General features: G+C 45.1%; 14 protein-coding genes and 1 tRNA gene. 11 read left to right on the top strand and 4 right to left on the bottom strand.

Features of this window, described 5'->3' with window-relative positions:
• Positions 1 to 6 precede the first annotated feature (6 nt).
• Positions 7 to 1,989 carry a RecQ family ATP-dependent DNA helicase gene (locus HNP76_RS00075; protein WP_184656283.1) on the bottom strand — a complete coding sequence of 661 codons (1,983 nt, stop codon included), beginning with the start codon at positions 1,987 to 1,989 and terminating at the stop codon, positions 7 to 9.
• Positions 1,990 to 2,118: 129 nt separating this feature from the next.
• On the opposite strand from HNP76_RS00075, the gene HNP76_RS00070 reads away from it, so the two are divergent.
• Positions 2,119 to 2,201 (top strand) — tRNA-Leu (locus HNP76_RS00070).
• A gap of 43 nt (positions 2,202 to 2,244) precedes the next feature.
• On the opposite strand, the gene HNP76_RS00065 is transcribed toward HNP76_RS00070, so the two are convergent.
• Positions 2,245 to 3,921, bottom strand: a complete 1,677-nt coding sequence (locus HNP76_RS00065; protein ID WP_184656282.1) for a YifB family Mg chelatase-like AAA ATPase — start codon at positions 3,919 to 3,921, stop codon at positions 2,245 to 2,247.
• 310 nt (positions 3,922 to 4,231) lie between these two features.
• Between HNP76_RS00065 and HNP76_RS00060 the strand changes: the two genes are divergently transcribed.
• The 5 genes from HNP76_RS00060 (at position 4,232) to holA (ending at position 7,652) form a co-directional block, all read left to right on the top strand.
• Positions 4,232 to 4,522 (top strand): HPF/RaiA family ribosome-associated protein, encoded by a 291-nt coding sequence (locus HNP76_RS00060; protein WP_184656281.1) that lies wholly within the window; start codon positions 4,232 to 4,234, stop codon positions 4,520 to 4,522.
• Between the two features lie 178 nt (positions 4,523 to 4,700).
• Positions 4,701 to 5,690 carry an HPr(Ser) kinase/phosphatase gene (hprK, locus tag HNP76_RS00055; protein ID WP_184656280.1) on the top strand — a complete coding sequence of 330 codons (990 nt, stop codon included), beginning with the start codon at positions 4,701 to 4,703 and terminating at the stop codon, positions 5,688 to 5,690.
• Between the two features lie 37 nt (positions 5,691 to 5,727).
• Positions 5,728 to 5,994 (top strand): HPr family phosphocarrier protein, encoded by a 267-nt coding sequence (locus HNP76_RS00050; protein WP_184656279.1) that lies wholly within the window; start codon positions 5,728 to 5,730, stop codon positions 5,992 to 5,994.
• A gap of 21 nt (positions 5,995 to 6,015) precedes the next feature.
• Positions 6,016 to 6,624, top strand: coding sequence for a transcriptional repressor LexA (gene lexA, locus HNP76_RS00045; protein ID WP_184656278.1), 609 nt, complete (start codon positions 6,016 to 6,018; stop codon positions 6,622 to 6,624).
• A 14-nt stretch (positions 6,625 to 6,638) separates the two neighbouring features.
• Positions 6,639 to 7,652: a DNA polymerase III subunit delta gene (gene holA / locus HNP76_RS00040; protein ID WP_184656277.1), complete on the top strand. Its 1,014-nt coding sequence runs from the start codon at positions 6,639 to 6,641 to the stop codon at positions 7,650 to 7,652.
• 7 nt (positions 7,653 to 7,659) lie between these two features.
• Here the strand turns inward: holA and HNP76_RS00035 are convergent, their stop codons facing one another.
• Positions 7,660 to 7,887: a YdbC family protein gene (locus HNP76_RS00035; protein WP_184656276.1), complete on the bottom strand. Its 228-nt coding sequence runs from the start codon at positions 7,885 to 7,887 to the stop codon at positions 7,660 to 7,662.
• A 151-nt stretch (positions 7,888 to 8,038) separates the two neighbouring features.
• On the opposite strand from HNP76_RS00035, the gene HNP76_RS00030 reads away from it, so the two are divergent.
• The gene (locus HNP76_RS00030) at positions 8,039 to 9,079 is read left to right on the top strand and encodes a hypothetical protein (protein WP_184656275.1); all 1,041 of its coding nucleotides are present in this window, start codon (positions 8,039 to 8,041) and stop codon (positions 9,077 to 9,079) included.
• Entirely contained in the window at positions 9,076 to 9,771 is a 696-nt protein-coding gene (locus HNP76_RS00025) for a LysM peptidoglycan-binding domain-containing protein (protein WP_184656274.1), read from the top strand. Before HNP76_RS00030 ends, HNP76_RS00025 begins: the two co-directional genes overlap by 4 nt.
• 64 nt (positions 9,772 to 9,835) lie before the next feature.
• On the opposite strand, the gene HNP76_RS00020 is transcribed toward HNP76_RS00025, so the two are convergent.
• Complete coding sequence (locus tag HNP76_RS00020) at positions 9,836 to 10,390, bottom strand: NUDIX hydrolase (RefSeq protein WP_184656273.1); 555 nt, start codon at positions 10,388 to 10,390, stop codon at positions 9,836 to 9,838.
• A gap of 127 nt (positions 10,391 to 10,517) precedes the next feature.
• On the opposite strand from HNP76_RS00020, the gene HNP76_RS00015 reads away from it, so the two are divergent.
• The 3 genes from HNP76_RS00015 to pgsA all read left to right on the top strand — a co-directional run bounded on the left by HNP76_RS00015 (position 10,518) and on the right by pgsA (position 12,739).
• The gene (locus tag HNP76_RS00015; protein ID WP_184656272.1) at positions 10,518 to 11,336 is read left to right on the top strand and encodes a cytidylate kinase-like family protein; all 819 of its coding nucleotides are present in this window, start codon (positions 10,518 to 10,520) and stop codon (positions 11,334 to 11,336) included.
• The gene (locus HNP76_RS00010) at positions 11,333 to 12,058 is read left to right on the top strand and encodes a hypothetical protein (protein WP_184656271.1); all 726 of its coding nucleotides are present in this window, start codon (positions 11,333 to 11,335) and stop codon (positions 12,056 to 12,058) included. The genes HNP76_RS00015 and HNP76_RS00010 overlap by 4 nt, the downstream gene beginning before the upstream one ends.
• Positions 12,059 to 12,127: 69 nt before the next feature.
• A complete protein-coding gene (gene pgsA / locus HNP76_RS00005; protein WP_184656270.1) occupies positions 12,128 to 12,739 on the top strand; it encodes a CDP-diacylglycerol--glycerol-3-phosphate 3-phosphatidyltransferase in 612 nt (203 codons plus the stop codon).
• The last annotated feature ends 428 nt before the right edge of the window (positions 12,740 to 13,167 follow it).

Raw genomic sequence — 13,167 nt, 5'->3', positions numbered from 1 at the left:
AAAGTTTTACTCTTCCCCCACGATCGAAAGAATCTCCTTTCCGAATTTTTCCACCTTCTTTTCGCCGAGTCCGTTCACATCAAAGAGGGCGGCTTCGGTGCGGGGCTTTTTCTGCGCTATGTCGTTCATTGTCTTGTCGCCGAAAATTACGTATGGCGGCACGTTCATTTCTTCAGCCTTGCGCTTGCGCCACTTTTTTAATTCCGCCTGGATTCTTTTGCCTTCTTCGTCATCGCTGAAATCAACTTCCTTTTTGTGCAGGACAAATCCTGTTTTGGGAGTGGAAGATGACTGTGACCAGGTAAGCGAATGCGACGATTTTTTCTTTTCCGGTTTCGGGAACATCAGTCCGCCGTTTGCACCGCTTGAAGCCCTTGATTTTGGAATGAAGGTTCCCTCTGCCTCAAGACTTCCTGTAAAGCCCTTTGAGCCTGAGCCCCGGCTCAAGTTGAATGGCAGCATGATTTTGTCACGGTTTTTCAAGGCCGCAAGCCCCTCGTTTGTAAGCAGCAGGATGTTGTAGTCTCCGTACTTTGTCACGTAATTCTTTTCTATTAATAGATTCACGACTTCGTGCCACTGGTCTTTGTCGAGTTCCTTGCCGATTCCCCAGGTTGAAATCATGTTGTGCTCGTTTTCGATGATTCTCTTGTTACGGCTTCCAAGAAGGACTTCAATCACATAAGCTGCTCCGAAGCGGGATCCTGTCCTGATTATGCAGCTCATGAGTTTCTGACAGGGAATGGTCATGTCCATTTCCGGAATCGGGCCCAGGTCGCAAAGGTCGCAGCAATGACCGCTCTTTTCTGCCTCATTTTTGCCTTTAAAAGTTTCTCCAAAATATGAAAGAAGAAGCTTTCGGCGGCAAGTCCTTCCGGTCGCATAGGAAATCATTCCCTGTAAAAGACTTTCGCATCTTGCCTTGTCAGCCGCTTCCTCAAAGAAATAGCGGATTTTATGAATGTCTCCGGCCGAATAAAGCAAGAGTGCCTCGCTTGGTAAGCCATCTCTGCCCGCCCGTCCGATTTCCTGATAATATTGCTCCAGGGACTTTGGCATGTCGTAGTGGATTACGAAACGCACGTTCGGCTTGTCGATTCCCATTCCGAATGCAAGGGTGGCGACCATAATCTGAACCTGATCGCGGATAAACTTTGTCTGATGGTCGGCCCGCACGCTGTCCAAAAGACCTGCGTGATAGTTTGAGACCGAATAGCCAAGGTCAGAAAGCTGGTCTGTGAGCTCGTCAACCTGCCTTTTTGAAAAGCAGTAGATGATTCCGCTTTCGTCATTGTGGCGTTTTATGCATTCGATTACCTGCTCAAGCGCATTTCTGCCCTTTTGCCTCACGTCGAGGTAAATGTTCGGCCTGTCAAAACTTGAGACCAGAAGGGCAGGATTTTTCAGCTTGAGGTTTTGAATTATGTCTTCGCGGACATGAGGTGTTGCCGTTGCGGTGAGGGCAAGGAAGACCGCATTTTTGAACTGGGCGCGGAGAGAAGAAATTTCAAGATAATCCGGACGGAAATCATGGCCCCATTCTGAGACACAGTGGGCTTCGTCAATCGTGATGCAGCTCACCGTGACTCGCGGGTCGTGGAGAAGGTCGTTGATTTTCGGTGTCATGAGTCCTTCGGGCGAAACGTAGACGATTTTAGTCTCCCCCCGCCGGATTGAATTCATGGAGTCCTTGTAGTCTTCCCATTCGACCGTTGAATTCAAAAAGACCGCGTTGATTCCGTTTGCGTTAAGGGCTGCAACCTGATCCTGCATGAGCGAAATCAGCGGAGAGACGACGACCGTAAGCCCTTCAAAAATAAGCGCCGGAATCTGATAGCAGAGTGACTTTCCGCCGCCGGTAGGCATAATCGCAAGCGTGTCCTTGCCCTTCAGCACGTTTGTAATGATATCTTTCTGAAGAAGCCTGAATGAGTCATATCCAAAGACCGATTTCAAGACGGCTTCCGGCTTTGCACCTGTAAAATCCATATTTCCCATAATTTCCTTTTTTAGTCACAACTTATCTTTTCTGTAACCGCCATTTTATTCATTTTTTTATTGTAATTCTATCCAAAGCTCTTGATATTCTCCAAGTTTTTTGTTATTCTTTTTCCACTTGCCGGGTTGGTGAAATGGTAGACACTACAGACTCAAAATCTGTTGCCTTCACGGGCGTCTGAGTTCGAGTCTCAGACCCGGTAAAATCTAAGCTTGTTGAGTTTTCCTCAGCAAGCTTTTTTATTTTTAGTCCCCGTTGAAGAGATCGAGCGGCCCGCTGTCCAGCCTGAGTGAAATTGCTTCCATTAAATGCTCCTTCTTGATTTTTACCGATTTTTCCATGTCAGCGATTGTCCTTGAAAGTTTCAGAATTGAACTGACTGCCCGCTGAGAAAAATCATGGTTATCAATCGTGCTGTCCAAAAGTGCCTGTTCCTCACGCCCGAGCTTACAGAAGTCGAGAATCTCCTGTGGTGAAAGCCTTGCATTCCTTTTTCCCTGCCTTTCCCTCTGAATCAAAATCGCATCTGCAATCTGCTCACGAAGTTTTGCCGTTGAAAGGGGCTCTTCCTCTTCCTCAATTCCCACCAGCTGAATCTTCTCGCACTTTTCGCAATTGGTCTGGTCGCAGCAGTTTTCGCAGGGGTGGGGCGGATTTTGGTCGAGAACCGTTATGTTTTCAGTATTGTTGTCCACATGAATACGGATGTCGATTCTGTCCAGAAGGGGACCCGAAAATTTCCTCCAGTATTGCTCAACGCTCTTCATCGAGCAGAGGCAGACTTTGCTTGATGAACCGTAATTTCCGCAGGGACAAGGATTTGTTGCCACCAGCAGCTGAAAGCGGGCCGGATAAACCGTTGTCCTTCCCGCCCGGCTGAGCGAAATCATTCCGTTTTCAATAGGAACCCTCAGCATCTGCAGCACGGAAGACCTGAACTCTGCCGCCTCGTCAAGAAAAAGCACTCCGTTGTGGGCCAGTGAAATTTCCCCCGGCCTGCAGTGAATCCCGCCTCCGCACATTCCTTCCACGGATGAAGTCTGATGGGGAATCCTGAAGGGCGGAATTCTCAGCAATGGCTGGTCCGGCCGCAAAAGTCCTGCAAGCGAATGAATTCTTGTCGTTGCCTGTGATTCCTCGACGGTCAGAAGGGGCAGAAGGGCCTGAAACCTGCTGAGCGCAAGTGTTTTTCCGCAGCCCGGCGGACCGTAAGCCAGAATATTGTGGCCGCCTGCCGCCGCAACCTGCAGGGCCCTCACAAGCTTTTTCTGGTTTTTAATGTCCGCGAATTCCATGCACCGGTCTTCTGCCGGGAAAAGGACTCCCTTTACATTCACGCTTCCTTCCGGTACGAAAAAGTCATCCTTGTTTTCTTCTGTTCCGGTGAAAAGTTCAGGTTTGGAAAGAGCCTCGAAAGCCTCGGTCAGATTTGAAGCCCCGAAAACCTGCATTCCGGCAACCTCCCTGGCTTCTGCCGCATTTGCCTGAGCCACTATACATTTTGTGATTCCTGCCTGAATGGCCGTGCTTGCAGCCGCATGAATTGCCCGGACTGGCCTGATTGAGCCGGAAAGCTCCAGTTCTCCCACCACGAGAATCTGCTCGTCTGCCTCATCTCCCTCACTTCCTTTCTCAGACTGATTTTTGTCATTCTGGGCTGAGAGGACTGCAAGTGCAAGCGGCAAATCAAAGCCTGAGCCTTCTTTTTTCAAGTCCGCCGGTGAAAGTGAAATCAGAACCCTCTCCATGGGAAATTCAAATCCCGAGTTCCTGATTGCAGACCTCATCCTTTCCCTTGATTCCTTGACCGCATTGTCCGCAAGTCCAACGATGTCGATTGCAGGAATTCCCCGCCGCAGATCGACTTCAACCGTAACCAAAGCTCCTTCATAGCCGAATGGTGAAAATGAATAAATTGCCATATAAACTCCTTAGTTTTTGTTCTGCCTATTAATTGCAAAAAAAATTCGATTTTCGGCAATGCAAATCGAAAAAAATGCAAAAAAAGTGAAAAATTTTTAAAAAAATGAGAAAAATAAAGAAAAAGGGGAGAAATCGCCTGCCGACGTCCCTGAAAAGTGACCTGAAAGAGCGTTTGAAATCTTTAAAATAAATTTTACGATTTTGAAATTCCGTTGTATAATGAATTGTCGGGTTGAGAGCCCGCCTGCCATTTCCAATGGCTTCGTCGCAAGTTTTATGGCAGAAATTCCCTTTTTAAGGAGTACTAAAATGACTAAATCAGTTTCAGCCGTCGGCTTTGTATTTGAGGAAAAACAATCAGACATGATCGAGAAAAAACTTTCACGCATCAGCTATGCAGATGATTTAATCGTGGATTTGATTCTTCGTGTAAAGCATGACAAGGCATATAGTTTCGACTGTACCGTCAATTTCAAGTGGGGAGCACAGGCTCATGTTGCTTCAGAAGATTTTGATTTTGGCGCTGCTTTGAACAAATTGATGGACGTTCTCGACACAAAAGTCAAAAAAGAAAAAGACAAGATTCAGGAAAAGAAGTAATTGATTGAAGGGCGCGGATTTAGCGCTCCAGAAGTAATTTTTGCTTCCTAACTTGTTATATGCACCACCCGAAGTCAGTCTTAAGATTGATGGCGGGCGGTGCTTTTTATTAAAATTTTCAAGTAATTTTATAAATTCCTGCTTGCTTTTTTTGCTTACAAAATGTATAGTACAAAACATGGCGGACAAAGTTTTTACCGTATTAGATTTACTTGACATGGAGCTTCCGGAGCACAGTCAGCTGCATTTAAGGTGCATTGGTGGCCGTATGAGCCTCTCTAACGTTATTGCTGCTCCCGAAATCAATCGCCCCGGTCTTGCACTTACAGGTTTTTACGACTCATTTACCAGGGGCTGTGTTCAGCTTTTCGGCAGTGCAGAGAGCGCTTACCTCAAAAAGCTCTATGACGAAAATAACACCCAGTCTCTTGCAAAAATGTTTGAGTACAGCATTCCCTGTCTTATTTTTTCCAGGGATCTTACTCCGCCAGACAATTTTGTTATTCTTGCTGAGTCTTCCGGCTGTGCTATCCTTAAGACAGAGCTGGATATAAACGAATTTTCACTGCGTCTCATGCGGGTTTTTGCAAATGTATTTGCTCCCAAAAAGACTCTCCATGGCGTTTTGGTCGAAGTCTACGGTATCGGCATTCTGCTCACAGGTCATTCCGGCGTAGGTAAGTCTGAATGTGCCCTGGAGCTTGTCGAGCGCGGTCACCGGCTTGTTGCTGATGACATCGTAGAAATCCATTGCGTAAACGGCAATTCTATTTTGGGACAGGGCGCAAACAAGCTCATTTCCCACCACATGGAAATCCGCGGTTTGGGCATCATCAATATTGCACAAATGTATGGTGTCGGTTCCATCCGCGAGCAAAAGGAAATCCAGCTGGTTATCCGTCTTGAGGAATGGGACAATTCCAAGGTTTATGACCGCGTAGGCAACAATCTGGAAACACTTGATTTCCTTGGCGTAAGGGTTCCTACAATCGAGATTCCGGTCAAACCTGGCCGAAACCTTCCAATTATCATTGAGGCCGCCGCCATGAACGAGCGACTCAAAGCCCGTGGCTACAACTCAGCCCGTGATTTCAACCAGAACATCCTTAAATGGATTGAAACAGGCGAAGTTCAAAACGCATACTACGGTATGGATGATTCATATTAGTTCCGCGTAGCGGAGTTTAAATATAGGAGACAATCTTATGACAGAGAAGTTTTTGACAGTTCTCAATCGAGCTGGAATTCATGCCAGACCTGCCGCACTCATCGCGCAGACTGCAAACAAATTTTCATCAGAAATCACAATCGAAAAGGATTCGGCCTCTGTGAATGCAAAATCAATTATGGGTGTCATCACAATGGCAGCCGGATACAATACACAGTTAATTCTTAGAGCCGACGGTGAAGACGAAAAACAGGCTGTTGAGGCAATCTCTCAGCTTTTTGAAAGCAAATTTGAAGAAGACTAACGGTTTTAGAAGGAGTTTTCTATGAAGCAGATTACAGGTCGTCAGCAGGAAGTTTTGGATTTTATTTCAGGCTTTACAAAGACAAATAATTATCCGCCGACAGTCCGCGAAATTGGTGAGCATTTCAACATTTCCTTGCGCGCTGTTCAGGATCATATTGCCGCATTGCAGAAGAAGGGCTTTCTCGCCCAGACACAAAAACGCGCTCGTTCCCTCAGCGTCATCAATGGCTCAAATGTTTCATCTTTGCCTTTTGTCAGCAAGGTTCCTCTTTTGGGCACTGTCGCTGCAGGCAAGCCTCTTTTGAGCGAGGAAAATCTTGATGGCTACGTTAACCTCACTGAGCCATTTGTCCGTCCTGGCAAAAGTTATTTCGCCCTCCGCGTGCGCGGTCAGAGCATGATTGAAGCCGGCATCCTCGAGGGAGACCTGGCTGTCATCGAGCAGGCTCAGACAGCAGTTGACGGTCAGATTGTCGTTGCTGTAATTGACAATGCAATCACACTCAAGCGCTTCTACAAGGAAGCCGACCGAATCCGCCTGCAGCCGGAAAATTCTGCCTTCCAGCCGATTTATTCACGGGATGTCACAATTGTCGGCATTCTTTCGAATATCGTGCGGACATACTAGGGAGCCCTGCATAAATGTCAGCTCCGATTTATCTCTATACGGGGCCGGAAATTGGCAACCGTAACGAGCAGGTTGAGTCAATAAAGTCCAGTCTCATTAAAAAGTTTGGTGATGCAGATAATTATCTTCTTTACGCATCTGATTCCAAAATCGAGGATATAATCGCCAAGCTTCAGACAGAATCTCTTTTTGTTCCTGCAACCTGTGTTGTTCTTAGAGAGGCGGAGCTCATTAAAAAAAAGGACGAGATTGAGCTTATTGCCGCCTGGCTCAAAAATGCCAGGGAGTCGGCCGTCCTCATCCTTGTTTCCGACGAAATCTCAGTCGATTCCAAGCTGGACAAGCTTATTCCCAAAGAAAACAAGCAGATTTTCTGGGCAATGGATGAAAGCCGTCTGGGTTCCTGGCTCCAGGGCTATTTCCGCAAAAACGGCTATTCAATTGAAAGTGAGGCAATCGATTCAATTCTTGAGCTCACCGAAAATAACACCGAAGCCCTTCGCGCTGAGTGCAGCCGCTTCTTCTTGTGCTTCCCAAAAGACCATCTGATTACAGAAGAGGACGTGGAACAGATTCTGGCCCACAACCGCGAGGAGTCAGCCTTTACTCTTTTCGATGCCATGGCGAATCCTTCCGAATCTCCCACTTCTCGGCTTGAGTCGGCTCTCTCAATTCTGCAAAAAATTCTCCTCACCAAAAACAACAGTCCTGTCATGATTCTTGCAGGCCTTGCATCTTGTTTCCGCAGGCTGGAACTTTGGCATTCAATTCATGCAGACGGGGCATATCTCGACGATTTTGCCCTCAAGACAAAAGGTTTCGCAAGCAAAACTGCGCGCAATCAGTATTCACGCGCTTCAAGAGTCTGGAATTTTGGTCAGTGTGCGGCAGTCCTTGCATCAATCGCAGGTGCTGATTCTGAAATCCGTTCCGCCGGCACCACATTGCAGGACACCCAGCTTTCTATTCTTCTCTACGAAATCATCATGAAGAATGGCGGGCGCGTCGCAAAATACGAAGCAGTTTGATTTTTAACTAATTTATTTCGATTGAGTTGAGCAGATCCCTCAGCTTTGTGAGTTCTTCTGCAGTGAGGGTGATTCCCTTTCCCATCTTCTGGTGGTCGCCGCTCCAGCTTCTCAAATCGTATTTCGCCGGCTTTTTATTCCACGAAATTTTGTTCAGTTCAAGATTCCATCCGCCGCTTCCTTCAGCGATTTTAAGATGGTCGCCAATAAAATCATAAGTAAAATTCTCAGCCATTAAAAGCCTCCGCCTATATTATACCCCCATTTCCGCTTAAATGCACTTTTTTTGCAAAAAATGAAAGAGTCTTTTGGTTGCGAAGCATCAGTTTCTATTCTATAATGCACTAGATAATAAAATAAATATCTAAAAATATTGGAGGACTTAAGTGAAAAAATCTTTATTTCTATTACTAAGTGCTGTCACAATTCTTTCGTTCATTTCCTGTGGTTCAACTCCCACGGCAGAACCAGAAACAAAGAAAGAAGCGCCAAAAGTCGAAGAGCCCGCCCCTGTTGTAGAAGAGCCGGCTCCAGAACCAGAGCCTGCCGCCGAGGATTTTTCAAAAGCAAACGAAGAACTTTTATCAAAAGCTGATGCTGCAAGACAGAAGGCAATCGATGCAGGTGCAGAAAAATACTTCCCTGAAGTCCTTTCTTCAGACGATAATTTTTACGACACTGTAAAAGCCGAAATCACGGAAAATCCTTCTGCTGACCATTCGGCAAAAATCAATGAAGTAATCAAGCGGTATGAAGCCCTCGCTACAGCCTGCATGGCAAAAGAATTAAAGGAAAAGGCTGACGAACTTGGTCTTTCTGATGCTGATGCCGAAAAGGCTCTTGCTGATTTCGAAGGCTCAGACAACGGTGCAGATATGCAGACAAATGCAGAAAAGGCTTTGAGCGCATATTCAGCACTCCTGCTCAAGCAGCTCGCCGCTATGGCAAAAACTGAGCGAAATGCCGCTCTCGAGGCTAAAAAGAAGGCTGACAGTGTAAAAGCCGGTGTTGCCAAAAAAGACGAATACACTGGCGCATCAAACACTTTCAAAAAAGCTGATTCTGATTTTGTAACAAAAAATCTTGAGGGTGCCTACAAGGGCTACCGCTCAGCAAAAATCACTTTCAACAATCTCTACGAGACAATCGCTGAAAAACGTGCCGCAGCACAGGCCGCAATTGATCGTGCAAAGCAGCGTGTTGCCGAAGCCGAAAATTACACTCTTGAAGCTGACTCAATCGCTCCTCTCCAGGGGGAAGTTGCCGGAATCGAAAAGGAAGACGCTGTTCTTCTTGAAGCCGATAATTTTGCAAATCCTGATGACGCCGTAATTGATGTTGAATCAACTGAAGAAGCAAAAGAAGCTGCTGCCATCGACGAGGAAATTAATTCTGCTGCAGAGGCTGCTGAAGGAGATGTAAAATGAAAAAAGTTTTAGCTGTACTGTCATTGATTTTTAGCGGCGCTTTGATTTTTGCTGCAAGTTATAAAAACAATACTTATCAGAAGCTTGCTGATGAATACACCCGCAAGGCTCAGAATGCCCTCGATGCAGGTGAATATGTTCTTGCCGAGGAATATGCTGCCAAAGCAGAAGAAAATGCTCGTCTTTCCGAGGAATTCGTCAAAAAAATGCTGGCCAAGTCTGAGTGTGACGCCATCATGAAACAGGCTTCCAAAAAACTTGAATATGCCAAGAGCATCAACGCAGAGCGAAACTTCCCGATGGCTTATTCTTCTGCTCAGAAATCTTTTGCAAGTGCACAGGAGTCTTACGGGGCAGAAGATTATGTAAGTGCAACGGCCTTTGCAAAACAGGTTCTCGAAGCACTTGCCGACATCAAGGAAATTACTCCTCTGCCAGAATTCTATGTTGTCCGCCCGTGGGCAGAAACCCGGGACTGCTACTGGAACATTTCCGGCCGTCCTTATGTTTACGATAATCCTCTTCTCTGGGAAAACCTCTATCAGGCAAACAAATCAAACATGCCTCGCCCGAATGATCCTAACCTCATTCTTCCTGGCATGAAGATGAAAATTCCAAGCATTACTGGTGAGTATCGCGAAGGAATCTACAATCCTTCAAAAAAATATGACCCTTATTCTGCAAACAGATAAGAGTCTGTAAAAACAGTGAATTGGCTCCAGCCGGCTGTATTTTGAGCCCGCTGGAGCCTTTTTTTTATTTTGCGCCCATTCTTTTGTAAACCGTGTATTTAAGGAGGGCTGCCATCATCAGGGCATGCGGGTATTCTTCGCCGCCGATTTTTGTGTAGACTTCTCCGATTGGAATCTGCAAAAAGTCAACATATTCGTCTTCATCGAGATTCTGGTCGCCGGTCCTCTGCAAATCTTCTGCCGCAAAAAAATGAACCCTGTTTTCCATCAAGGCTGGATTGGGATTTGCCGAACCCAGATATGTGAGTTTTCCTGCTTTGTGGCCGGTTTCTTCCTCTAGCTCCCTGTTTGCGGCGATTTCAGGTTCTTCGTCCTTGTTTACGACACCGCCCGGAAATTCGATGCTCAGTCCGTCATGCGCGTGACGCCACTGTTTGACCATGAGGAAGTTTCCTCCGATTTCAGGAATGACAATTACCCAGTCAGGAGCGTCTGTAACAATATAATGCCCCTCCTGTCCGTCCGGTGAAAGAGAAGTCGTTTCCTTTACGGTGAACACAGGTGTTTTCAAAAGTTCTTTTTCTGCAGTTACTTTCCATTCAAGATTCTTCTCGCTCATTTTTATCATTCCTCTTTCTAAAAAATAGTTTTAAAATTTCCGATAAGTATTATATAATAACTTTCAAAGATTTAAAGCAAATTGTAAGATTATTTTATAGAAAATTTTACGATTTAAGGGAGGCAGAATGGCAATTATCACAATTTCACGGCAACTTGCTTCTCTTGGTGACGAAATTGGTTTAAAAATCTCCCAAAAGCTAGGCTATAAATTCTTCGGCAAAAAGGAACTCGAAAAGCGCATCGTTTCTCTTGGCTTTCCGGCTTCCAAACTTTCAAAATTTGACGAAAAGAAAATCGGTTTTTTTGCAGGACTCACCCGTATTCGCGATGAATATTTGAATTACCTGATTACAGCGATTCTTGAAGCCGCCGCTGAAAACAATTGCGTCATCGTTGGCCGGGGTTCTTTTATCATCCTCAAGGACCTGGAAAATCACATTTCCTGCCGTTTTATCGCCGACGAGCAGTTAAGGACGGAACGCCTGAGCCGTGAGCTCAACTGCGATTCAAAATGTGCCCGCAAGAAAATTACCGAAAGTGAAATGCAGCAAAGGTCTTTTCACAAGGGCTTCTTCAATTTTGACGTAAACGCCCCTGAAATGTTTGATTTGATTGCAAATACGTCAAAAGTTGATGCAGACTCAATCGCTGATTCCGTCATCAGCCTCACAAAATCCTATGTTACTCCGGAGCGCGATGCTGAAGGACAGAAAAAGCTCGATGAGCTGTTGATTGGCCAGCGGATTGTTGACATTCTTGTCTTTATTTACAACCTCAACATCGAATTTCTCCGGGCATCAATGGATGGCAAAAAAATCAGTCTTCACGGCATTGCTGACAGCAAAAAGACCCTGGATGCGGCCCTCACAATCGTCGAGGCGGAGCTTCCCGGCTACGAAATCGAATCTCACATCAGCATTGCCAGGGATTTTAACCGACGATGATTTTTCCCTTCCGCATTAATCCCTTTACGGCTCAAATTCTGGCACTTTCCTGCATCTTTTGCATAGGACTTTCCTTTGCCAGTTGCGCGCGATTCTTTTTTCATTCAAAAAAATCTCCGGCAAAAGCAATCCGTTTTTCGTCAGCATGTTTTTTTCTGACCCTTGCCGTTATCTTTTACACGATTCTGATTTTTTATTCCGAGTCTCTCTTCTGGATTTCTGATTTTAGTGAAAAAAATCCGGCTTATTACCAGATTCTGACCGCAGTTTTTCTGCTCGGCTTTGTAATTTCATTTTTTTGGAAAGTCGCACTTCCACTTTTTCTTGTCCTCTACCTTTTCCTGACTTTATTCACGAATTATATCCTGGCTTCGGCCTTTGGAAATCAGAAGCTGGCAATTCCAATTCATATTGAAAAGGAATCTGACAAAAAATCGATTGATTTCATCTCCTGCCATCTTCCGGACACACTGATTTTGCCTGTAAAACGAAACTGGTTCTGCCTTCCGGAAAATTTTTATAAAAAAGCCGACGGCAAAAAGGACAGAGGAATCCTGAAAAATCCCCCTGTTGATTTTTATATGACGCAAATCCTCTTGAAAAATCTTTCCGGGCCTGAATCATTTCCACTTCCAGAAAATGATTTTTATCCGGCCCTTTATTCTGCCCACATCAGTTTTGATGATGACCGGCTCGCCTGTCAGATTACGCTTGATTTGTAGTCTTTTCATTGAAGATGCATTTACTTACGGCAATTTACTTTTTCGAACAAAAAAGTTATAATCTCTGAAATGACACTTTCGAATCGCTTTACTTTGGCTCGAGCCATTTTTGCACCTATTTTTTATGTGCTTTTTAATTTGCCAATTTGGTTAAATTCTCATACTCTTGGAGTCGTTTCGGCCTGTATCATGATTCCTCTCCTCGCTGTAATTGAGGTCACGGACTATTGGGACGGCCACTACGCCCGCAAATACAATGAAGTCAGCGATTTCGGCAAGCTTTTTGATCCTTTCGCCGACGTAATCCTCAACCTCACTGTCTTTTTGTGTGCTGTTGAAGCCGGTTACATGCCCTTTGTGCTTTTCGTACTCATTTTTTACCGGGAATTCTCACAGACATTCCTTCGTATGGTAGCCCTCAAAAAAGGAGTTGCCATTGCAGCCCGCATGGGTGGCAAGCTTAAAACTGTATTCTATATCATCGCGGGATTTTTCTTCCTTACGCTTGAGTCTTACACACGTTTCGCATTTCCATTCATACCAGAATTTATCGACAATATCATTAAAACATCACTTCTTTGGTCCACCCGCACGCTTTTTGTAATCTGCGTTCTTTTGAGCTGGGGTTCCTTCATTGATTACATAAAATCATTCCATTCAATATTGAAAGGTTCAGACTAATCTGCAAAACCGCACCTTCATGAAGGTGCGTTTTTTTTTATGCCTTATGACGTGTTTTTCCTGCCAAAAAAAATAAATAAAAAAACAGAAAAAAAAGTGAAAAAAAATTCAAAAAAGTGTTGACAGAAAAAGTAGTGCGTGATATATTCATTCTCACCCGCTGACAACAAGCGGCGGGCACTAAGTTCTTTGAACGGCATATCAGTGAAGGAAAGAAAAGACAAGAACGTGGAGCAGGCTGAAAAAGCCTGGTTCATCGTGTGGCATTAACGCATACATACAAAACAAGCCAGCGGGGAGAAATCCCCTGTTGGAGTTCCTAATCAATTCAAGCTTAAATGAAATGATAAGGTCAGGCAAAGATTTATGGTGAAATCTTCAGTCCCTCGGGACTGTTAGAATAATCATGGAGAGTTTGATCCTGGCTC

The organism is Treponema ruminis (assembly GCF_014201975.1).
GTDB classification, from domain to species: Bacteria; Spirochaetota; Spirochaetia; order Treponematales; family Treponemataceae; genus Treponema_D; species Treponema_D ruminis.
Note: the sequence above shows the minus strand (reverse complement) of the source record. Positions and strands in the feature narration are given on the sequence as shown.

Bases quoted from the DNA above. Each gene is read 5' to 3' on its own strand.
- lexA (WP_184656278.1), top strand. From the start codon at position 6,016: ATGAAGCAGATTACAGGTCGTCAGCAGGAAGTTTTGGATTTTATTTCA.
- hprK (WP_184656280.1), top strand. From the start codon at position 4,701: ATGGCGGACAAAGTTTTTACCGTATTAGATTTACTTGACATGGAGCTT.
- HNP76_RS00060 (WP_184656281.1), top strand. From the start codon at position 4,232: ATGACTAAATCAGTTTCAGCCGTCGGCTTTGTATTTGAGGAAAAACAA.
- HNP76_RS00065 (WP_184656282.1), bottom strand. From the start codon at position 3,921: ATGGCAATTTATTCATTTTCACCATTCGGCTATGAAGGAGCTTTGGTT.
- HNP76_RS00050 (WP_184656279.1), top strand. From the start codon at position 5,728: ATGACAGAGAAGTTTTTGACAGTTCTCAATCGAGCTGGAATTCATGCC.
- HNP76_RS00035 (WP_184656276.1), bottom strand. From the start codon at position 7,887: ATGGCTGAGAATTTTACTTATGATTTTATTGGCGACCATCTTAAAATC.
- pgsA (WP_184656270.1), top strand. From the start codon at position 12,128: ATGACACTTTCGAATCGCTTTACTTTGGCTCGAGCCATTTTTGCACCT.
- HNP76_RS00010 (WP_184656271.1), top strand. From the start codon at position 11,333: ATGATTTTTCCCTTCCGCATTAATCCCTTTACGGCTCAAATTCTGGCA.
- HNP76_RS00015 (WP_184656272.1), top strand. From the start codon at position 10,518: ATGGCAATTATCACAATTTCACGGCAACTTGCTTCTCTTGGTGACGAA.
- HNP76_RS00020 (WP_184656273.1), bottom strand. From the start codon at position 10,390: ATGAGCGAGAAGAATCTTGAATGGAAAGTAACTGCAGAAAAAGAACTT.
- holA (WP_184656277.1), top strand. From the start codon at position 6,639: ATGTCAGCTCCGATTTATCTCTATACGGGGCCGGAAATTGGCAACCGT.
- HNP76_RS00075 (WP_184656283.1), bottom strand. From the start codon at position 1,989: ATGGATTTTACAGGTGCAAAGCCGGAAGCCGTCTTGAAATCGGTCTTT.
- HNP76_RS00025 (WP_184656274.1), top strand. From the start codon at position 9,076: ATGAAAAAAGTTTTAGCTGTACTGTCATTGATTTTTAGCGGCGCTTTG.